Annotated in this window: 13 protein-coding genes and 1 pseudogene; 9 read left to right on the top strand and 5 right to left on the bottom strand. The window is 68.3% G+C overall.

The window, feature by feature from the left end; all coding sequences use genetic code 11:
• Nucleotides 1-564: 564 nt before the first annotated feature.
• Nucleotides 565-942: pseudogene (locus ACSMXW_RS29200) on the top strand (MerR family transcriptional regulator); the annotation flags it as partial.
• A gap of 496 nt (nucleotides 943-1,438) precedes the next feature.
• Nucleotides 1,439-2,968: a helix-turn-helix domain-containing protein gene (locus ACSMXW_RS29195; RefSeq protein ID WP_485800696.1), complete on the top strand. Its 1,530-nt coding sequence runs from the start codon at nucleotides 1,439-1,441 to the stop codon at nucleotides 2,966-2,968.
• A 257-nt stretch (nucleotides 2,969-3,225) separates the two neighbouring features.
• Here ACSMXW_RS29195 and ACSMXW_RS29190 read toward each other — a convergent pair whose 3' ends face one another.
• From ACSMXW_RS29190 to ACSMXW_RS29180, 3 genes are all read right to left on the bottom strand, one after another.
• Nucleotides 3,226-4,782, bottom strand: coding sequence for an MFS transporter (locus tag ACSMXW_RS29190; protein ID WP_485800694.1), 1,557 nt, complete (start codon nucleotides 4,780-4,782; stop codon nucleotides 3,226-3,228).
• 115 nt (nucleotides 4,783-4,897) lie between these two features.
• Entirely contained in the window at nucleotides 4,898-6,553 is a 1,656-nt protein-coding gene (locus ACSMXW_RS29185) for a glycoside hydrolase family 13 protein (RefSeq protein WP_485808382.1), read from the bottom strand.
• Nucleotides 6,554-6,834: 281 nt separating this feature from the next.
• A complete protein-coding gene (locus ACSMXW_RS29180; RefSeq protein ID WP_485800693.1) occupies nucleotides 6,835-8,109 on the bottom strand; it encodes an ABC transporter substrate-binding protein in 1,275 nt (424 codons plus the stop codon).
• A 166-nt stretch (nucleotides 8,110-8,275) separates the two neighbouring features.
• Here ACSMXW_RS29180 and ACSMXW_RS29175 point away from each other — a divergent pair, with 166 nt between their 5' ends.
• The 3 genes from ACSMXW_RS29175 to ACSMXW_RS29165 are packed head-to-tail and all read left to right on the top strand — an operon-like array spanning nucleotide 8,276 to nucleotide 11,877.
• The gene (locus tag ACSMXW_RS29175; RefSeq protein ID WP_485800692.1) at nucleotides 8,276-8,782 is read left to right on the top strand and encodes a PadR family transcriptional regulator; all 507 of its coding nucleotides are present in this window, start codon (nucleotides 8,276-8,278) and stop codon (nucleotides 8,780-8,782) included.
• Complete coding sequence (locus ACSMXW_RS29170) at nucleotides 8,779-9,567, top strand: ABC transporter ATP-binding protein (RefSeq protein WP_485800691.1); 789 nt, start codon at nucleotides 8,779-8,781, stop codon at nucleotides 9,565-9,567. The genes ACSMXW_RS29175 and ACSMXW_RS29170 overlap by 4 nt, the downstream gene beginning before the upstream one ends.
• A 3-nt stretch (nucleotides 9,568-9,570) precedes the next feature.
• Entirely contained in the window at nucleotides 9,571-11,877 is a 2,307-nt protein-coding gene (locus tag ACSMXW_RS29165) for an ABC transporter permease (protein WP_485800690.1), read from the top strand.
• A gap of 322 nt (nucleotides 11,878-12,199) precedes the next feature.
• Here ACSMXW_RS29165 and ACSMXW_RS29160 read toward each other — a convergent pair whose 3' ends face one another.
• Nucleotides 12,200-13,237 carry a LacI family DNA-binding transcriptional regulator gene (locus ACSMXW_RS29160; protein ID WP_485800688.1) on the bottom strand — a complete coding sequence of 346 codons (1,038 nt, stop codon included), beginning with the start codon at nucleotides 13,235-13,237 and terminating at the stop codon, nucleotides 12,200-12,202.
• A 175-nt stretch (nucleotides 13,238-13,412) separates the two neighbouring features.
• Here ACSMXW_RS29160 and ACSMXW_RS29155 point away from each other — a divergent pair, with 175 nt between their 5' ends.
• The 4 genes from ACSMXW_RS29155 (at nucleotide 13,413) to ACSMXW_RS29140 (ending at nucleotide 18,360) form a co-directional block, all read left to right on the top strand.
• The gene (locus tag ACSMXW_RS29155) at nucleotides 13,413-14,711 is read left to right on the top strand and encodes an ABC transporter substrate-binding protein (RefSeq protein ID WP_485800686.1); all 1,299 of its coding nucleotides are present in this window, start codon (nucleotides 13,413-13,415) and stop codon (nucleotides 14,709-14,711) included.
• 104 nt (nucleotides 14,712-14,815) lie between these two features.
• Nucleotides 14,816-15,727 carry a carbohydrate ABC transporter permease gene (locus ACSMXW_RS29150; RefSeq protein WP_485808380.1) on the top strand — a complete coding sequence of 304 codons (912 nt, stop codon included), beginning with the start codon at nucleotides 14,816-14,818 and terminating at the stop codon, nucleotides 15,725-15,727.
• Nucleotides 15,711-16,661, top strand: coding sequence for a carbohydrate ABC transporter permease (locus tag ACSMXW_RS29145; RefSeq protein ID WP_485800684.1), 951 nt, complete (start codon nucleotides 15,711-15,713; stop codon nucleotides 16,659-16,661). Before ACSMXW_RS29150 ends, ACSMXW_RS29145 begins: the two co-directional genes overlap by 17 nt.
• A gap of 61 nt (nucleotides 16,662-16,722) precedes the next feature.
• A complete protein-coding gene (locus ACSMXW_RS29140; RefSeq protein ID WP_485800682.1) occupies nucleotides 16,723-18,360 on the top strand; it encodes a GH39 family glycosyl hydrolase in 1,638 nt (545 codons plus the stop codon).
• A gap of 97 nt (nucleotides 18,361-18,457) precedes the next feature.
• On the opposite strand, the gene ACSMXW_RS29135 is transcribed toward ACSMXW_RS29140, so the two are convergent.
• On the bottom strand, nucleotides 18,458-20,488 hold the full coding sequence (locus ACSMXW_RS29135) for a right-handed parallel beta-helix repeat-containing protein (RefSeq protein ID WP_485800680.1): 2,031 nt from the start codon (nucleotides 20,486-20,488) through the stop codon (nucleotides 18,458-18,460).
• Nucleotides 20,489-20,688 lie beyond the last annotated feature (200 nt).

The following is a 20,688-nucleotide window of genomic DNA, read 5'->3' as shown; positions in this document are numbered from 1 at the left end:
TGCGGCTGCCGCCGCGCGGTGCCGTCACGGCCCACCCGCCGGTCCGGCGGGGCCCTCGGCGCCCCGGAGACCGGAGGCCTTCCGGCCTGGCGGGCGCCCCCGGGGTGAGGCAGGTGACCCCACCGAGACGGCGGCCGGTGCGCCCCGGCAGATATCTCGATGTCGAGATAACTCTAGTACATCGGTGCGGGTCGGTCATGCCCGGAGGGGGTGTGGAAGGGGTGCGGGCGGAGACGGCCGACGGCCGGGGTGGACGGCGGGCGGCGGGCGGCGGTCCGCGCGGCCGCCAGGGGCCCGCCCGCCACCACGCCGTAGGTGGTCACCACCTGCCCGGCCGTGGCGACGGGCGCCCCGAGATCCGACCCGGTCTCCGGGCAGCAGCCCGGAGACTGGGTACTCCGATGTCCCGCCGACGCGGACGCAACCGCACAGGCGGCAGGCATGGGCAGGCTCTTCCGCATGCCGGGACGGTAGAGCATGCCGGGACGGTAGAGTCCGACACGAATGTCAGAGTCACCTCCGCGCCTCCGGCAGGCGGGGCGGAGGTCCGGCGAGGAGGCAGGCGTGCGGATCGGCGAGTTGTCCCGGCGCACCGGGGTCCACGAGCGGCTGCTGCGCTACTACGAGCAGCAGGGTCTGCTGCACCCCGAGCGCCGCCCCAGCGGCTACCGGGAGTACGCCGAGCGGGACGCCGAGACCGTCCGCCGCATCCGGGCGCTGCTCGCCGCCGGGCTGAGCACCGCCACGATCGCCACGATCCTGCCGTGCCTGCGCGGCGGCGCCGGCGAGCCTCTGGTGCCCACCTGTCCCGGCCTCGTCGCCGACCTGCACCGCGAGCGCGACCGGATCACCCGCTCCATCCGGGACCTGACGACGTCGCTCGGCGCCCTGGACGAGGTGATCGCGGCGGCGCCACCGGAGGTCGCCCGGCAGGCGGTCGGCACACTCGGGCCGCTCGCCGCGGCCGGCGGACCCACCGCGCCCGCCGCGCCCGCCCCGCCTGGCGCACTCGCCACACCGGATGCGCCAGGCACACCGGGCACGCCGGGCACACGGAACACATCGAACGCACGGGACGCGTCCGGCACCCCGGCGCGGGTGTGAGGCCCGCCGATGGCATCCCGCGGCACCGGCGGGGCGTGAACGCGCACATCCGGGGCGTCCGCACCGACGGACCCGGTGGCGCCGGGACCGAGCGGCCGCACCGGGGACCGAATGGTCCGCACCGCGGCCGAACGGTCCGGGTGGTGCCCCCGGACGGCGCCGTGGAGGGCGCCGTCGAGTTGCGGGCGGTTCCCTTTCGGCGGACCGTCGAAGTGCACCTCGGTGCGCCCGGGCTCACCGAGCCCACCACCTGCCCTTGTCCCCGCCCGGCCCGCCACGCCAGCGCGCCAACCTCAACGCGCGACACATCTCATATCTGAGATATCCTGCCCGTATGTCAGATGACTACCTCGTACGCATCGGCAAGCTCATCCGTGACGCCCGTCAGCATCGTGGCTGGACACAAACGCAGCTGGCCGAAGCGCTCGGCACCAGCCAGAGCGCGGTCAATCGTATTGAGCGCGGGAACCAGAACATCAGTCTTGAGATGATCGCCCGGATCGGAGAAGCTCTGGACAGCGAGATCGTCTCCCTCGGCTATGCAGGTCCCATGCACCTGCGGGTGGTCGGCGGACGCCGCCTCTCCGGCTCCATCGACGTCAAGACGAGCAAGAACGCCTGCGTGGCGCTGCTCTGCGCCAGCCTGCTCAACAAGGGCAGGACGCTGCTCCGCAGGGTCGCCCGCATCGAGGAGGTCTACCGTCTCCTGGAGGTGCTGAACTCGATCGGTGTCCGCACCCGGTGGGTCAACGACGGTGTGGACCTGGAGATCGTGCCGCCGGCCCAGCTCGACATGGACGCGATCGACGCGGAGGCCGCCCGGCGCACCCGGTCGATCATTATGTTCCTGGGCCCGCTGCTGCACCGGATGGACAGCTTCCGGCTGCCCTACGCGGGCGGCTGCGACCTCGGCACCCGCACCATCGAGCCGCACATGATCGCGCTGCGCCGCTTCGGCCTGGAGATCACCGCGACCGAGGGCCTCTACCACGCCGACGTACAGCGGGACGTCAGCCCCGGCCGTCCCATCGTGCTGACCGAGCGCGGCGACACCGTCACCGAGAACACCCTGCTGGCCGCCGCGCGGCACGACGGCGTGACCGTCATCCGCAACGCCTCCTCCAACTACATGGTCCAGGACCTCTGCTTCTTCCTGGAGGCGCTGGGCGTCCGGGTGGACGGCATCGGCACCACCACGCTGACCGTGCACGGCGTGCCCACCATCGACGTCGACGTGGACTACTCGCCGTCCGAGGACCCGGTGGAGGCGATGAGCCTGGTGGCCGCCGCCGTCGTCACCGAGTCGGAGCTGACGGTGCGCCGGGTGCCGATCGAGTTCCTGGAGATCGAGCTCGCGGTGCTGGAGGAGATGGGGCTCGACCACGACAGGTCCACGGAGTACGTGGCGGACAACGGCCGGACCCGCCTGGTGGACCTCACCGTCCGCCCGTCCAAACTGCAGGCCCCGATCGACAAGATCCACCCGATGCCGTTCCCCGGGCTGAACATCGACAACGTGCCCTTCTTCGCGGCCATCGCCGCCTCCGCGCAGGGCAAGACGCTGATCCACGACTGGGTGTACGACAACCGGGCGATCTACCTCACCGACCTCAACCGCATCGGCGGCCGGCTCCAACTGCTCGACCCGCACCGGGTGCTGGTCGAGGGGCCCACCCGGTGGCGCGCCGCCGAGATGATGTGCCCGCCCGCGCTGCGCCCCGCCGTGGTGGTCCTGCTGGCGATGATGGCCGCGGAGGGCACGTCGGTGCTGCGCAACGTCTACGTCATCAACCGCGGCTACGAGGACCTGGCGGAACGCCTGAACTCCGTGGGAGCGCAGATCGAGACGTTCCGGGACATCTGAACGATGAATGCCGCCACCCCCGCCTGACCTGCACGAATGCGGGTCAGACGGGGGTGCGGCGGCATCTCTGGGACATGTCTGGGACGTCAAGCCGGGATCGGGCTGTTGCCGGCCGCCCGGGGCCACGGCGGCGCGAAGAACGCGTCGATGGCGGCGCTGCCACGTGCACCCGCACGAGGCAGGAAGCCCTGGACATCTTCATCGGATCCCTACCTCAGAGGACCAGGGGGACGATCAGGCGCGATGCGACCTTGTCCTCACTCAGCGAGTGGGCTCCGCTTGTCAGCGGGCGGCCGGTTTCCGACGCTCTCCTCGGTGGACTTGGCGACCTTGCGCACTACGGACAGTGGCGTCGCGATCTCCTCCAGGGACTTGCCCTCGGCGGCCACACCCAGCATCGCGGCGATCAGCCCACCGACGATCATCAGGACCGCTCCGACGGTGTACCCGATGAACAGGTGCGTCGTGTTGGGATGGTCCTTGTTGATCAGCGCGCCATAGAAGAGCGGGGCCAGGGCGCCGACGATCTGGGCGATGGAGAAGAACACCGCGATGGCCTGTGCACGCACCTCCAGCGGGAATATCTCGCTGGCCGTCAGGTAACCGGCGCTGGCACCGGCGGATGCGAAGAAAAAGATGATCACCCAGGCGGCGGTCTGGGTGACGGCGGTCAAGTCGCCCATCTTGAAGAGAAACCCGCTGACCAGCAGCAGGAAGCCGGACAAGAGATAGGTTCCGGAGATCATCTTCTTGCGGCCCACGGTGTCGAACAGCCAGCCCAGGGCGAGCGGACCCAGGAGGTTGCCGGCGGCGAAGGCAAGCCCGTACAGCGGAATGCTCGCGTCGGGGACCTTGAAGAACACCCCCAGTACGATCGCGTACGTGAAGTAGATCGCGTTGTAGAGGAACGACTGGGTCATCATGAGCCCGAGGGCGTAGACGGAGCGTCCGGGGAACCGCTTGAAGAGCACGATCAGCAGCGTCAGGTAGCCCGACCGGCCCGCCGGCTTGATCTCCAGCGCCTTCGCCTCGTCGACGGGGGCGAGGGTGCGTCCGGAGTCCCTCACCTGCTGCTCGATGTACGCGATGGACCGCTCCGCCTCGTCCGCCCTGCCGTGCATGATCTGCCATCGAGGGCTCTCCGGCAGGTTGCGCCGAACATAGATGATCACCAGGCCGAGCACCGGGCCGATCAGGAAGCCGACCCGCCAGGCCAGGCCCGGATTGGTGGCGATGAACTCGTTGTAGATACCCAGTTGGAGGAGCGTGCCGCCGATCGCACCGGCCCAGTACGTCCCGTTGATCCCGATATCCACTCGGCCCCGGTAACGCGCCGGGATGAGCTCGTCGACCGCCGAGTTGATCGCCGCGTACTCACCACCGATGCCCATGCCTGCGATGAACCGGGTGGCGTACAGGAACACCACCCAGCCGGCACCGGCACCAGCGGTGGCCGCGGTCAGTCCGCTGCCGACCAGGTACACAGCGAGCGTCAGGACGAACAGGTTCTTGCGGCCCAGCTTGTCCGACATACGGCCGAAGACGAGCGCCCCGACGACCTGTCCCACGAGGTACACCGTCGCCGTCGCAGCCGACGCCGTGGCGGACAGGTTCAACGTATCCGGCTTGGTCAGGATGCTGCTCACCACGCTGGCGAGCGTTATCTCCAGGCCATCGAGGATCCAGGCCACCCCGAGTGCCAGAACGAGTTTCGTGTGGAAGCGCGACCACGGCAGGCGGTCGATGCGCGCCGGGATGAGACTCCTGATGACATCAGGCGCCTGTTGGTCCTCCGGTAGCGTTGCCGTTTGCAAAGGAATCGCCTCTCTCCTGGTTGTTCGGGTGGGTGGGGGGCGTGGAACGCCCGGGCCGCTCCTGGGGCGCGGGGCTCGGCTCGTCCGAAGTGCCGCTGCGTTGGGCGCCGCAGGGTCAGGAATCGTGGATCCACCAAGCCGCAGTGTCGCCGTCGAGGATGCCTGGCGGCATTGGCCGACTCGACAGCAGTGCAACTCCGGGAACCGGTGCCGGCACCGGCTGGTCGCCGAAGTTGACGGCGCACACCAACCCGTCGCCGCGTTCGAAGGCCAGCACCTGCGGCGGCGACTCGATCCACGTCAGTGACCCGTCCCCCAGCTGGGGTAGCTGGGAGCGCAGGCGCAAGGCGTCGCGGTAGAGGTGAAGGAAGGAACCGGTGTCCAGCAGCTCCCGGTCGGTGGTGTGCTCGGCGAACCACTCGGGCTGCGGGAGCCAGGGCCGGTTGGGGCTGCCTTCGGCGGTGAAGCCGAAGGGGGACATGTGGCCGGACCACGGGAGCGGGACCCGGCAGCCGTCGCGGATGCGCAGCCGGCTCCCGGTGCGTCGGAAGATCGGATCGGTGAGGACCTCGTCCGGGAGGTCGACGACCTCGGGCAGCCCCAGCTCCTCACCTTGGTACAGGTAGGCAGCGCCGGGCAGGGCGAGCATCAGCAGGGCAGCGGCGCGGGCCCGTTGCGTTCCCTGGACCGCCGACTCATTGCCGTAGCGGGTCACCGAACGTACCTGGTCGTGATTGTTGAGCACCCAGGTGACCGTGGAGCCCGTCGTTGCGATGTCCTGCAAGGCCGAGGTGACGGTTGCGCGGAAGACTTCGGCGTTCCAGGGAGCGCTCAGGAGGTGGAAGAAGAAGGCCTGGTGCAGTTCGTCGGGACGGACGTAGGCGGCCTGATCGGACGCCGTAGGTACGGAGACCTCGCCGACCAGCAAGCGCTCCTTGCCATCGCGGCAGGTGTATTCCTCGCAGATCGACCGCCAGCGACGCCAGACTCCGTGTACTTCCGGTTGGTTCCACGCAAGGGGGTTGACGGAGTCGCGGGCGCGCTCGTCGGCCTCGGGATCCAGGGAGTCGGGCAGGTCCGGGTGCTTGAACAGGCCCGCGGCGACATCGATCCGGAAACCGTCCACCCCGCGGTCCAGCCAGAAGCGCAGCACCCGCTCGAAGGAGTGGCTCACCCGAGGATCGCGCCAGTTGAGGTCGGGCTGCTCGGGGGTGAACATGTGCAAGTACCACTGCCCGGGCCGCCCGTCGGCCTCGGTGATCCGCGACCAGGCCGGACCGCCGAACATGGAGTGCCAGTTGTTCGGCGGCTGGTCGCCGTTCGGCCCCCTGCCGTCGGCGAAGTGGAACATCCCGCGGGCTGCACTGCCGGGGCCGGCGGCCAGCGCGGCCGTGAACCATGGATGCTCGGCGGAGCAGTGGTTCGGAACGATGTCGATGATCAGGCGCATGCCCAGCCTGTGGGCCGTCGCGACCACCCTGTCGAACTCGTTCAGGTCGCCGTAGACCGGGTCGACGTCGCAGTAGTCGGCGACATCGTAGCCGTGGTCATGCTGCGGAGAGGGGTAAAAGGGGCTCAGCCAGACCCCGTCGACGCCGAGTTTGCGCAAGTAGGGCAGGCCGGCACGCACACCGGCCAGGTCGCCCACGCCGTCACCCGTGCTGTCCAGGAAGCTACGGACATAGACCTGGTAGAGAACGGCATCGCGCCACCACGGCCGCGACGCGGCCGGGCCTGCTTCCGGTGTCAAGGGCTTCGGCGCCCGTGCCATAGGCAACGTCGTGGACACCACACACCACCTTCGGACCCAAAGGGAACTTTGGCATCGGCGGTCCAGTAGATGTCCGCCGTTATGGTTAACACGTTAGCAACGGCTGGACGTTCGATGTCAATGGTGTTGCAGCGGTGGAAAGCCTGGCCGCGCTTCCTTAGCCCAGCTCCACACCATAGGGGCTGCTCAGTGGGGGTGCACTCCCGGAAGCTACCTGGCACACACGGGCGTACGGCGTCATCCGGGTGAGGGTCTACTCCTCGACACCCTCAGATGATTAGTTAACCGTTAACCTCACGACGCAGAACACTTCGGAGTTCGCCGCGCAGCCGGCCCAGCGCCGCGGCAGGGCTGGTCCGGCCACGCAGCACGTCGCCCGCGATCGCCGAGACGGCCAGCGATATCTGGTCGTAGCGCGAACTCTGCGGGCGGGTTCTGGCCCGCTCCACGCTCTTCTTCAAGACCGGCAGGTAGGGGTAGCGGTCGATCAGGTCCGGATCGTTGTACAGTCCTGCCCAGACCGGGGGCAGTGACCCCCGCGTGAGGACCTCGCGCTGCACGGCCTCACTGGTGAGATAGGACAGCAGTCGCGCGGCGGTAGCCGGGTGCCGTGACTGTGCGTTGATCGCGAGACTGGAGCCCCCGAGCACGCTGACGCCGGGACCGCCGGGCCCCGGCAGCGGGGCCACCGCGAACCGGCCCGCGACCGGGGAGTCATGGCCGGAGGCGAGGCCGTACACGTAGGGCCAGTTGCGCAGGAAGAGCAGCTTGCCCCTCTGGAACGCCTTCCGGGATTCCTCCTCCTTGTACGAGAGGGCGGCGCGGGGTATCCAGCCCTCGCGCAGGCCGCGCACCAGGAAGTCCAGCCCCCGCAAGGCGGCGGGGCTGTCGACGGCCACCCCCCGGCCGTCAGGGGTCAGCAGCGACCCGCCCGCCGACATCACGGCCTCGTCCACGTTCACCGTGAGACCCTCGTACGGCAGGTACTGTCCCGCGTACCCGGCCAACCCGTAGTGCGGTGCGATCACGGACGCGTCATGTTCGAGCTCGGCCCAGGTCCGCGGAGGCCGTACGCCCGCTTTGGCCAGGATGTCCGTGCGGTAGTAGAGGAGCCCGGCATTGGTTGTGTAGGGCGCGGCGTACAGCCGGCCCTGGTATTCGGATGTGGACGTGACATTGGGCAGCATCCGGTCCAGCGGCAGCGTGCGTCGGTCGACCGGGGCGATCCAATGGGCACCTGCGAACTCGGCGGTCCAGGCGACGTCGATGTTGAGCACGTCGAACCGGGAGCTCCCCGACCGCAGGCTCTCCTCCATCTGGGCCCGCACCTCGTCCGTCGCCTCGGGCAGCTGGACCAGGGTCACGTGCTCCCCGTGGTGGGTGCGGTTCCATCCGCTCAGTACCCGCTGGAGGTACCCGGTCAGGTCGCGGCCGGTCGCCAGGGTGATGGGGCCTCTGGCAGCGGCGCGGTGGGCTGCCACGCCTGTCCCCGTGTATCCCGCCACGACGACGACAGCCGTCATCAGGAGCCTTCCTGCGGCACGTGTCCAGCGCATGCCTGCCTCCTCCATGAGAGCCGACGTCAGCAGGCCGTGGCCCGGGCGTACGGTGCCTGTGTCACGCGTACGGGATACTAGGGGTCCGGAGTGCGCGTTGCACGACCGGATACGACTGAGGATCACGCGGAGGACCGCACCTGGGCCTGAGGAGGATGAGCGCCCCATGCGTTTCGCTCTGCTGGCGCTCCTGGCCAAGGGGCCAGCCCACGGCTACGAGCTCAAGCTGGCCCTTGAGAGGTTGTTCGGCGCCGCATACCCTCGCCCCAGCATGGCGCAGATCTACGTCACCCTCGGGCGGCTGGAACGTGGCGGGCTCGTCAGCGGCAAGGACGTGGCCCAGAGCAGGCGACCCAACAAGCGGACCTATGAACTGACCGAGGCCGGCCGGGAAGCCGTTGCTGCCTGGTTCGAGGATGTCTCGGACGAGCCCAGGCTCCGCGACGAGTTCTTCATGAAACTCGCCCTGGCCTCCGACAGCGGTCTCGGCGATCAGATCGGCCTGATCAACAAGCAGCGTCGCCACTACCTGAACCTCATGCGGGACCTGTCGCGGCTCGCCGCCGGCGAAGACCGTGACAATAGGATCGGGCACTTGCTCATCGAGGGTGCCATGCTGCATCTTCAGGCCGATCTGGACTGGTTGGAACGATGCCAGGAGGAGTTGGAATGAGCCGCGACGATACCCCGGCCCCACGCCCGGACATTCTCGTGGCGCGCAGACTCGTCAAGACCTACTCTCCCAGCGGGTCGCGCCCATCCGACGGCGGCGGTGTACGCACGTCGGCGTTGCGGGGCCTCGACCTGCGCGTGGCCCGGGGCGAGTTCGTCGCCGTGACAGGCCCCTCCGGCTCGGGCAAGTCCACGCTCCTGCACCTGCTGGCCGGGCTGGAACGACCGGACAGCGGCCACATATGGCTGGAGGGGCACCGGGTCGACGAGTTGGGCGAGACTCGGCGGGCCGCACTGCGCCGACGCCACATCGGCGTCGTGTTCCAGTTCTTCAACCTCGTGTCGACGCTCACCGCCGCGGACAACATCGAACTGGCGGGTCTGCTGGCCGGGCGCTCGGCTCGGCAAGTCCGCGCTCGTCGAAGGGAATTGCTGGACGAGTTGGGACTCGCGGGGAAGGAGGACAGTACCCCTCGTGATCTGGCCGGCGGAGAGCAACAGCGTGTGGCACTGGCCCGCGCCCTTGTCAACACACCGGAACTCCTCCTGGCGGACGAGCCCACGGGCAGCCTCGACAGCCGCGGCACACGGGAGGTCCTGAAGCTGCTGAGCCGTTATCACGCCCGTGGCCAGACCATCGTCATGGTGACGCACGATGCCAACGTGGCAAGCGCTGCCGACCGGGTGGTGAGCATCTTCGACGGTGAAATCGTCGACGAGATCGTCTTCGACGACCGGCCTGTGGGGCCTACGGCCGCCAAGGCAGTCGTACGGCTGATGGACTGACCGATGCGTGCCGTTGCCCGCTGGGCCCTCGCGGATCTGCGCACCCACCTCGGCCAGGCCGGCTTCATCACCCTGGCTGTCGGCGGCATCACAGCCGTCCTGCTGTTCTCCGTCGCCATGCTGGCCCTCGCAGCAGATCCCTGGCAGCGGCTGTTCGCCGCCACCCGCGGCGCGCAGGTGTGGCTCCGGGTCGAGCCAGGGGCCAACACGGCCGCTCTGGCGCGGCTGGACGGCGTCTCGGGTGTCTCCGGCCCCTTCCGCACAACCGCCGTCGTAGCCGAACACGCAGGGCGGCGCACCGACCTCACCGTGCGGGCCAGCGGTGCCCGGCCGCCGAGCGTGAGCCGCCCGGAGGTGGTCAGCGGGCGCTGGCTGGACGGCGGGAAGGACGGAGTCGTGCTCGAGAAGTCCGTCGCGGCTGCGCTCGACGCCCAGCCCGGCGAACGCCTGACCATGGTGGCCGGCCGGACCCCCGTGCCCGTGCGCGTGGTGGGGGTGGCCCAGACGGCCGAGGTCGGGTACGCGCCCTCGAGCGTGCCGGGGGTCGGATGGGCACCGCCGTCCCTCGTAGCCGCAGCCGAAGCGCACGGCGGCCGCGCCGGTCAGACCGTCGGGCTGCGACTGTCCGATCCCGGCCAGACGGCGTACATGGCCCAGCGAGCCGTCACCCTGGTCGGCCCGGACCGGGTCCTGAACATATCGACCTGGTATGACGCCCGCTCGCAGGCGGCCGGCGACAACCAGCTGCTCGGCCTGCTCATCGGACTCTTCGGGCTCGGCGCCCTGCTGGCAGCCGCAGTCGCCGTGACCGGTGGCATCGTCAGCAGAGTACTGGCCCACTCTCACGACATCGCCGTCCTGCGCGCCATCGGCTTCACCCCGTCGCAGGTGGTCGGCATGTTCCTCACACAACACCTGATCCTCGCCTCTCTGGGCGTCGCCGGCGGCGCGGCAGCCACCGCGCTGCTCGGCGCCGATGTGCCCGGATCACTCGGCCAGGCCATGCAGGTGTGGCAGGCCCTGCCAGGACAGTCGGCCTCTGTACTCGGCATCTGCGCCGCCACTGTGCTCGTGATCTCACTGGCCACGGTACTTGCCGCGGTCCGGGCCGTCCGGCCGCCCGGCGTCCCGGCGTCCCGGCCTTCCCCGCCGGGCCGCCGCCGGACCTCCGGGCTCTCTCGACGCGCTCTGGAGGTGAGGACACCGGTCGCGCTGGTCCTCGCCGTCCGCACCCTGCTCAACCGGCCCGGGCGGTCGGCCACCGCCGTCCTGCGCCTCGTACTCCCGATCCTGATGACCACGATGGCGCTGAGCTGCCTGGCGACACTGGACCGAATCGAGCATGATCCGGCACAGGTCGGGCGCGCCGTCCAACTCACCGTGCGGCCCGATCGGCTGTCCGATGCCACGGCCCGCCGCGAACTGGCCAGGGAGCCGGGGGTCGCAGCGGTCTACCCCGAGACCGATCTCGCCGCGCTGGAACCCGGGCAGACCGGCTCGGTCACCTTGCGAGGCATCGGCACCATGGCCAAGCCCTACCCGTTCGCCGTGGTCGCGGGCCGCGCACCAAAGCGGCCCGACGAGGCCGTCGGCGGCCAAGGCCTGCTGGACGCTCTCAACGCCTCGGTAGGGGACTGGGTACGGCTGACCGTCGGCAGTAGGCCCTGCATCCTGCACATCGTCGGCCGTAGCATCGAGACGGACAACGGCGGCCGGGTCATCTCCGCCCCCTTCGAGACGCTTCAGAGGCAGGGGCTCGCCACCCGGCCGCAGGTCTACGGCGTCACTGCACGCCCCGAAGTCGCCGTTACTCGGCTGGGCAGTGCCTTGGCCCACCCGGGCCAGGGCGCGTTCGAGGTGCGCGCGGTCGTCGACCCGGTGGCCTTCCAGCTCTCGCCGATGCGGGGGGTGATCGTCGGGCTCGTGACCGTCCTCGGCATCGTCGGGCTGATCGAACTGCTCACCACGATCGCCACCGCTGTGCGCGACCACTCCCTGGACATACGGGCGTACCGATCGATCGGGCTGACGCCGGCACAGATCGTAGGGACGATGGTCGCCTCCCCCACACTCGTGGTGATGTTCGCCGTGGTGATCGGCGCCGGCCTCGGCAACCCGCTGTCGTACACCCTGATCAACCTGGTGGCTCGGTCGACGGGCGTCGGTGCGGGTGTCGCGCATGCGCTGCCGCCGACCGCGCTGCTCTCCCTCGGGGGCATCTCCCTCGCCATCGCGCTGGTCGCGAGCCTGCCCTCCGCGCTCCACACCGCACGTCGCTCTGAGAACCTGAACGTCACGATCGCCGCGTAGCAGACCGATTCCAGCGCAGGTCGAGCTGCCCCGTGACCAGAGCCGGAAGCGCCAGCTCCGCAGACGTCGGCGTGGCGGAGATTCCGCCCGGCCGAGTGCACCCCGGCAGGTCGGACAGCCAGAACCGGGTGGGGTCGGTTCGGTGGCGGGCCATTCGGCCGGCCCGCCACGCGCACCCTCGGCACGGGGCAGTGGCTTCTCCAGCGCATCGCCACAGGCCCGCAGGCCTGCAGGCGGATGGTGACACGTTCGCGACACCGTCGGGGTGGACATGGCTCCCGGACATGCGGTCACCACTACGCGAGGTGGTGGGCGGATCAGGTCATGCGGCAGGGCCTGTGGAGTCACGGACGTTGAGGGTGGTCGCCAGCTGGAGGTGCCGGGAGGCGGGCTGGACACCGTCCGCCATACCGAGGGCGGTCTCGACGGCCATCCGGCCCATGCCGACGAGAGGCTGTCCGACGGACGTCAGCCGGGGGGTCGTCCACTGAGCCTGCGGCGTGTCGTCGAACCCGGTAACCGACAGATCGCCCGGGACGGTGATACCGCGTTCGTTGGCCGCAGCCAGCACCCCGACAGCGATCTCGTCGTTGCCCGCGACGACCGCGGTCGGCCGATCGTGGAGCGCCAGCATGTCATGGGCGTGCTGACGTCCCGCGTCGACGGAGAACGCGTCGTGGCGGATCAGCGCGCCGTCCGGCGTGATGCCCGCCGAGTGCAGCGCTGCCTGGTACCCGTGGAAGCGCTCCGCCGAGGGAGTGGAACCCAGCGGGCCGCCGATCCAGGCGATCCTGCGGTGGCCCAGCCCGATGACGTGCTCTGTCGCCGAGCGACCACCCGCCCAGTTGGTGGAACCGATGCTGACGACACGCGAGTCGGTGGTGTCGATGGGGTCGATCGTCACCACCGGCAGATCCGCGTCCTCCGCCGCCAGGAGCACCGAGTCGGGCACGGCCACGGCGAGCGCGACGATGCCGACGGCGCCGGACGCCTGCAACTCCGCGACCCAGGCACGGGCCGCCGCACGGGTCGTGCCGATCCAGTCGTCGGGCGGCAGGCGCAGGAGGAGCTCGGCCTGCGCGGCGGTCGCGGCCACGAGGATCCCCTGGAGCACCGTCCCGGCGTAGCGGGACTCGACGAAGTCGACCACGGTGACGAGCGTCCGCTCCCGCTGCAGATCCTGTCGCGCCGTCGTCGGCTTGTAGCCGAGCTCGGCGATGACACCAAGGACGAGGTCGCGCGTGTTCGCCCCCACGTCGCTGCGCCCGTTGAGGACCTTCGAGGCGGTCGCCGGTGAGACACCGGCCAGCCGGGCGACATCCGCGAGGGTGGCTCGTTTGGAACGAGCTCGCTGACTCATCGTGACTCCGTCCGCTTCCGAAAGTTTTTCGTGCTCCAGTGCACGTTACACACGTGCCGTCCTTCGCGTCCATCACGTCAAGATCCTTGACGTGTACAGAAGCGCCGAGTACCTTGCCACGAGCTCCGAAAATGATGCGAAAAAATTTCGAGTCATCTCAAGGAGGAGGCGGCTCATGAGGCTCCGCAAGAAAGCAAGGCCCCTTTCCGCGGCGCTCGGGCTGATGCTCGTACTGGGCGCTTGCTCGAGCGGGCCGGCGGATGGCGGCGACAACCAGGTCGACCTCACGGTCTGGAGTTGGGACGACACCGTCGCGAAGGCCGTGCCCGGTTTCGAGGCGGCGAACCCGAACATCAAGATCAAGGTGGTCAACGCCGGTTCGTCGTACGACGAGTACACGGCACTCGACAATGCGATCCAGGCCGGTTCCGGCGTGCCGGACCTCGCCATGTTCGAGTACTTCGCGGTGCCCTACTTCGCCATTCCCGGGAAGCTCGACGATCTTGGGAAGTTCGGCGTCAAGAACCTCAGGAAGGACTACATCGCTGCCGCGTGGAACGACGTGACGGTCGATGGCAAGGTCTTCGCACTGCCTTCTGACTACGGTCCGTCGGTCATGTTCTACAACGAGGCCACTCTCAGGAAGGCGGGTGTGAACCAGCCGCCGGCCACGTGGGAGGAGTACTACAAGGACGCCAAGAAGGTTCGCGCGCTCGGTGGCGACTACTACATCGCCCAGGACACCGGGGACCTCTTCTTCCTGCTCTCGCTCATCTGGCAGGCCGGCGGTCGCCCGTTCAAGGTGAGCGGCAACAAGGTGCACATCGACTTCACGGAGCCCGGCACGACCAAGGCCGTGGCGTTCTGGCAGAAGATGCTCGACGAGGGCTTGCTCAACACCAAGGTCACAGCCTGGTCTGACGACTGGAACCGCACGCTCAACGACGGCACTCTCGCCTCGCAGATCATGGGCGGCTGGCTGACCTCGTCACTGCCGCAGCGCGCGCCCAAGGCCGCCGGTGACTTCAGAGTCGCCCCGATGCCGCAGTGGCACAGGGGCGAGGAGGTCGGGGCCGAGAACGGCGGAAGCGGCTTCGGCATCCCGGCTGCCGCCGCGCACAAGGACGCGGCGTTCAAGTTCCTCAAGTACTTCACGCACGGCGGCGGCCTCTCGTCACGCGTCGACGCGGGCGCCTTCGTGCCGAACACGTCGGTGTTGGCGAGCACGGACTTCCGGAGCAAGGCCAACAAGTACTTCGGTGACCAGAAGGTCGGCCCCGTGCTGGCACAGGCCTCGAAGACCGTCGCGAGCGACTGGCAGTACCCGCCGTTCTTCGAATGGGCCCGATCGACCTACGGCGACCTCGTATCGCAGTTCTACACCACGGGCAAAGGCTCGCTCGCCGGAATCCTCGAAGAGTGGAAGCAGCGCATGATCAAGTACGGCAACGAGCAGGGCTTCAAGGTGGACTAGCGGTTCCCCGTCCGGGCTGCGTGAGGAAGCGGCCCGGGCCAGGTAACGCACCGAAAGGAACACCGCGAATGCGCCACGTAGGACGTCTCGACGTCACCCCTGTGATGTCGTCGCATACAGCGCAACACCGCGCACCGGCCGGAAAACGCGGCAGGAAACAGATCGGACTGGCGTTCATCGCGCCCTTCGGGCTGCTGTTCACGCTCGTCTACGTCGTGCCGATCGTCTACGCCGGCTATCTCAGCCTCTTCCAGCAGAAGCTCATCGGGGGCAACACGTTCACCGGGCTCGCCAACTACACCAAGCTGTTCCACGATGCGCAGTTCTGGGACGGCGTGGGCCGGGTCTTCTGGTTCACAGTCGTCCAGGTGCCGGTCATGCTGATCCTCGCCATGGCGCTGGCCCTGGCACTGGACTCCAGGCGTCTGCACGGCACCAGGTTCGTGCGGGTGTCGATCTTCCTCCCCTATGCGGTGCCGGCGGTCGTGTCGACTCTCATGTGGGGATTCATGCTGGGCGTCAAATACGGCCTGGTCGGCAGCCTCGACAACGCTCTGGGCGCGGATCTCGACCCCTTCGCCCCCAGCACCACGCTCATCTCCATCGGGGTGATGGTGACCTGGGCGTTCACCGGCTTCAACATGCTCATCTTCTACGCCGTGCTCAAGGCCGTCCCGCGCGAGTTGTACGAGGCCGCGGCACTCGACGGGGCGAACGAGTTCCGAGTGGTCCGCAGCATCAAGCTGCCGGCCCTGCGAAGGTCCCTGGTCATCGCGGTCATCTTCTCGATCATCGGCACGTTCCAGATCTTCAACGAACCGCAGATCCTGCCGTCAATGGTGGCCAACAGCGGCATCACCACCCACTACACGCCCAACCTGTACGCGTACAACCTGGCCTTCACGGGATCTCAGCAAGGCTATGCGGCAGCCCTCGCGCTCGTGATGGCTGCGATCACGATCGCGGTCGCCTATGCCGTCCAGATCAGAGGACTGAGGAATGCCTTCGATCACTAGCACACGAGCTGAATCGGGCGAGGCCGGCGTCGCGACCTCCGGCACATCGGTTCGTCATTCCCGCGACCGTCGCCGCTACACCGTGGAGAACCCGAAGAAAAGCGTGACTCTCACTGTCATGACATGGTTGTCTGCCCTGTACTGCCTGCTGCCGCTCGTGTGGCTGGTCATCAACGCAACCAAGTCACAGGCCGACTTCGTCTCCTCGTTCGGGCTCGCGCCCGGTCACAAGTTCGCTCTGTGGGACAACATCGTCGCGGTGTTCGGATACCAGGACGGGATTTTCTCCCGGTGGCTTCTCAACACCCTCGTCTACGTCGTCGTGGGCGCGGCCGTGTCCACCTTCCTGGCGGCCCTCGGCGGGTACGCCCTGGCGAAGCTCCACTTCACCGGCAAGCGCGTACTCCTTTTCGTCATCCTGGGATCGATCGCGGTGCCGGGCATCGCCCTGGCGATCCCGCAGTTCCTGCTCTTCGCGCACCTCGGCATCACCAACACCCCGTGGGCCGTCCTCATACCCAGTTTCATCAACCCCTTCGGGTTGTACCTGATGTGGGTGTTCACGGCCGAAGCCGTGCCGACGGACCTGCTCGACGCGGCAAAGGTCGACGGCGCCGGTGAGTTCAGGACCTTCGTCCAGATTGCGCTCCCGATGCTCGCACCGGCAAGCGTCACGGTCCTGCTCTTCTCGTTCGTATCGATCTGGAACAACTACTTCCTTCCGTTGATCATGCTCAAGGATCCCAACTGGTATCCACTGACCATCGGACTCAACGAATGGAACAAGCTGGGCTCGACCGCGGGAAACGGCGCTCTCATCCAGAATCTCGTGATCACGGCGGCCCTGCTGACGATCGTGCCGCTGATCATCGCGTTCCTCAGTCTGCAGCGGTACTGGCAGTCGGGCGTGTCGCTCGGCGCCGTCAAGGGCTAGGGGCGGCACCGCCGTGAAGCCGGCCGTCTTCCATAAACGACTCCGCAGAGAATGTGAGACGATGACAGACGATGCTCTGAGCGAACCTCGGTTCCGCATCGACGGCGACCTGCGCGACGAGAGCCCGCTCCCGCACATCTGGTCGGAGTGCGTCGGCGCCGGACGGGCGAACGAGGCCTTGCGCGCGGACTGGCAACAGCAGTTCGGCGAGGTTGTCGATGCCTGCGGGTTCCGTTACATCCGCTTCCACGGCGTCTTCCACGACGACATGTTCGTGTACCGGGAGAGCTATGGTCACGGGTTCGGCCCGAGCGCGCCCCTCGCCTCCCCGGTGTACACCTTCAGCTACGTCGACAAGGTGTTCGACTTCATCCTGGAGTCCGGCGCCCGCCCCTTCGTCGAGCTGGGATTCATGCCACGCGAGTTGGCGACGGTGCACGAGACGGTGTTCTGGTGGGGTGCGCACTGCAGTCCGCCCAAGGACATGGCGCGCTGGGTCGAGCTGGTGACGCGTTCGGTCGAGCACTGGATCGACCGGTACGGTCTCGCGGAGGTGCGCGAATGGCGATTCGAGGTGTGGAACGAACCGAACCTCGTTCCGCATTTCTGGACGGGAACGAAGACGGAGTACTTCGAACTCTACGAACACACCGTGACGGCGATCAAGAAGATCGATCCAGAATTGAAGGTGGGCGGGCCCTCAACGAGCGTCTTCGTGCCCGACGACCGCTACAAGGGCGAGGTCGAGGACCGCTCGGCGATGCACGAGACGGCCAGCGCGTCGGACGTGGACGCGCTCGACTGGCGTCCGGTGTGGATCGAGGACTTCATCGACTGGTGCGCGAAGCGCAAACTCCCGGTCGACTTCGTCTCCACTCACCTGTACCCGACCGATTTCGCGTACGGCGCCGACGGCCAGGGGGTCCACATCGCCCGATACGTCGACGCGACGTTCGACGACCTGGTCGTCCTTCGTGATCTTGTGGCGAACAGCGCGTATCCGGACGCGGAGATCCACATCACGGAGTGGTCGACCTCGCCGTCCGCCCGCGACTTCATCCATGACACGCTGTTCGCGGCGACGTTCATCACGCGGACGTACCTCAAATGTGCCACCCTGGCCGACTCGATCTCCTACTGGACCTTCACGGACGTGTTCGAGGAGGGTGGGGCCGGGCTCGGACCGTTTCACGGCGGGTTCGGTGTTGTGAACGAGGCCGGCATTCACAAACCCACGTTCCACGCCTTCACGATGCTCCAACGGCTGGGTGACCGACTGCTCCTCGCGACGTCCGACGGCGTCGTGACCCGGAACAGCCGGACATCGGCTGTGTCAGCGCTGTTCTTCAACTATCCCGATGAGATGGCCATGAGGGCCGTCGGCTCGGCGGACTCGTATCCGGCGACGCGCGCGCTGGCCGGGATGGGACCGAACCGGAGGATCCACCACTCGATCGGTGAACTCAAGCCGGGGACCACGTTCCTCGTCGAGATCATGGACTGGGAGCACGGGAACGTCGCCGAAGCCTGGCACCAGCTCGGATCGCCCCTCAACCCGTCCCGGACGGACAGCAGGTACTTGCGCGCTGTCGCCGACTCACTCCGCGGTTTCACGCTGACCGTGCCCGACGACGGCGTGCTGGAGATCGATGTCGAGCTCTCGCCGTGGGCGGTGATGTCGGTGCGGCAGGCGGCGTGAGGGCCGTCCGCCCGCTGTCCGGCTCGCCCCCGGGCACAAGGCGGAGATGGCGCGCCCGGGGGTCTGCGGTGGCCGCACCGCAGACCCCCGGGTGCGTTCAGGGAGTCCGGGTACCCGGGGCGGAGCCGTCCGGCACCGGGCCGGAGTGCCGCGTGGCGGCTCGCAGGCCGGGTTCGATGCCGGCCTGGTCCATGACCTGGCGGGCCGCCGCCGGCCAGTCACCGCCGCTCACCTGGACGTTGCCGTTCAGCACGTTGTTGTGCGGGGCACCGGTGGCCACCTGGGTGGCGCCGGTGTTGTACCAGTTCTCCGAGAACGTGTTGTCGTTGGTGTTGTTGGTGGAGCTGGCGTTGGTGAACGCCCACACCCCGGCGTCCTGGATCACGTTGTGGGACATCGTCACATAGCGGGAGCCCTCGTCCAGGTACAGGCCCACCGTGTTGTGGTTGTCGTAGATGTAGTTCCCCTCCATGATCGTGCCGGGGTTCGCCGACAGGTTGTACAGACTTCCGCCGTCATGGAAGACCTTCTTGGTGCCGTGGATGAGGTTGTGGCTGACGACGGTGTCCGCGAGGGTGGTCGGGGTGGTGTAGACCGGCTGGTAGTCGTACAGGCCGCGGTTCTTGTAGTCCGTGCTGCCACCGGGGTCGTTGGCCCCCCAGCCCCAGCCGACGTCGATACCGTCGTAGGCGAGGTCGGAGACCTCGTTGTGCTCGATCACGGCGTGGGTGACGTAGGTGGACAGGATGCCGGACATGTCCTTGTAGTCCTCGGCGACCTTCGTCACCAGGTTGTCCTTGATCGTGATGTTCTTGTTCACCATCGCCGGGTTGGAGGGGTGGTGCGCGTCGGGCTGCACCCCGCCGGCCACGATGCCCGCGCCGGAGTCATCGGAGAAGGTGTTGTCGTAGACGGTGATGTCGGACGTGCCGAGGCCCACACCGGAGGCATGGGCGTTGGCGTCGTTGCCGATGCCGAGCGCCACCTGGCCGAGATGGGTGAACGTGTTCCCGGTGAAGGTGATGCCGCTCGCAGCCGAGACCTGGACGGCCGCGGGTATCTGGTGCCAGTCGTTGCGCGCCGCCTCGAACTCCCGGCAGCCCGACTGGCAGGACGTCAGGAAATCCGCCGGCTGCGGGTAGGCGGCGGCCAGGAACGCACCGTTCTGCTGGTCGGCGTAGCCCGTCGAGGTGCCCGGCTGGAGCCAGGTGGAGTACTCGAAGCGGATTCCCTGGACCGCGATGTCGTGCACCGGGTGGTCATAGGTGCCGCCGATCTGCAGCAGCGAGGTGAGCTGCGGCAGTTCGATGTCACTGGCCTCGGGGTTCTGCCCGGCGGGTGCCTTGTAGTAGAGGTTCCCGGCCTGCGGGTCCAGGTACCACTGCCCGGCGTTCTTGAGGAAGGCGTAGGAGTTCTGCAGCATGAGGGTGCCGCCGGCGAAGGGCTTGGCGAGGGTGTCGTAGCCCCAGTTGTTGTTGTTCCACGCCGGCTGCTGCATCGTGATGGTGCTGCCGTTGATGCTCTGCACAGGTGCGAAGCGGTCGGTGAAGGAGTTCTGGCTCTCCACCTCGATCCGGTTCTGCTGCGGAAGCGACGCGAGGTAGTTCAGCGCGGGGTTGACGATGGTCAGCCCGGACTGGGTCACCTTGACGTCGTCACGGGAGATGGTGACGGAGGCGCGGGGTGCGAGGGCGCCGTCCACGTAGAGCTGCCGCGAGTCCATGCCCTTCGGCACCCGTGCGACGTAGATGTTCGACGCCTGGTCCTTGAGTTTCCAGCCGGTCACCCGCTGTCCGCCCGAGAGGACCGGTGTCTGCCCGGGGAGCGCCCGCCAGGTGACGGTGTGGCCGCCCCGGCCGGAGTCCTCGCTGGTGAGCCTCCATGGCTTCGTCAGGTGGTAGGTCCCGCCGGCCAGTTCCACGACGACGTCGGAGGTCTCCGACAGAGTGCGGGCGAGGTGCTGCGCCCTGGTGAGGGTGGCGACCGGGTGGTCGGCCGTGCCGGGGTTCCGGTCGCTGCCCCCGGGGGCCACCACGATCGTGGCCGTATGGCCGGCCGCGGCCCCGGCGGGAGCCGAGGACAGCGCCGTCGCGGTGAGGGCGGTGAGAGCCGCGGTGACTGCGGCCACTGCGGTTCTTGGGTATCGGAGCATGAGCATCCTTGGGTGAGAAGGTGAGCCCGGTGTGGTGCGGGCCGGGTGAGCGCTCGTGCCGTGGGGCGCGGGCGGTGTCGTCCTCCGTCCCGGCCGTGGCGGACCCGTGGAGGTCTCCGCCTCACCGGTGGCCGGCCGCGCGAGGCGGCGGCACGGCTCGCGGTGAGGCGGGGGCC

The organism is Streptomyces sp. DSM 116793, assembly GCF_057320905.1.
Note: the sequence above shows the minus strand (reverse complement) of the source record. Positions and strands in the feature narration are given on the sequence as shown.

Coding starts and splice junctions, on each gene's coding strand:
- ACSMXW_RS29195 (WP_485800696.1), top strand. CDS start 1,439: ATGTCAGATGACTACCTCGTACGCATCGGCAAGCTCATCCGTGACGCC.
- ACSMXW_RS29185 (WP_485808382.1), bottom strand. CDS start 6,553: ATGGCACGGGCGCCGAAGCCCTTGACACCGGAAGCAGGCCCGGCCGCG.
- ACSMXW_RS29180 (WP_485800693.1), bottom strand. CDS start 8,109: ATGCGCTGGACACGTGCCGCAGGAAGGCTCCTGATGACGGCTGTCGTC.
- ACSMXW_RS29175 (WP_485800692.1), top strand. CDS start 8,276: ATGCGTTTCGCTCTGCTGGCGCTCCTGGCCAAGGGGCCAGCCCACGGC.
- ACSMXW_RS29170 (WP_485800691.1), top strand. CDS start 8,779: ATGAGCCGCGACGATACCCCGGCCCCACGCCCGGACATTCTCGTGGCG.
- ACSMXW_RS29165 (WP_485800690.1), top strand. CDS start 9,571: ATGCGTGCCGTTGCCCGCTGGGCCCTCGCGGATCTGCGCACCCACCTC.
- ACSMXW_RS29160 (WP_485800688.1), bottom strand. CDS start 13,237: ATGAGTCAGCGAGCTCGTTCCAAACGAGCCACCCTCGCGGATGTCGCC.
- ACSMXW_RS29155 (WP_485800686.1), top strand. CDS start 13,413: ATGAGGCTCCGCAAGAAAGCAAGGCCCCTTTCCGCGGCGCTCGGGCTG.
- ACSMXW_RS29150 (WP_485808380.1), top strand. CDS start 14,816: ATGTCGTCGCATACAGCGCAACACCGCGCACCGGCCGGAAAACGCGGC.
- ACSMXW_RS29145 (WP_485800684.1), top strand. CDS start 15,711: ATGCCTTCGATCACTAGCACACGAGCTGAATCGGGCGAGGCCGGCGTC.
- ACSMXW_RS29140 (WP_485800682.1), top strand. CDS start 16,723: ATGACAGACGATGCTCTGAGCGAACCTCGGTTCCGCATCGACGGCGAC.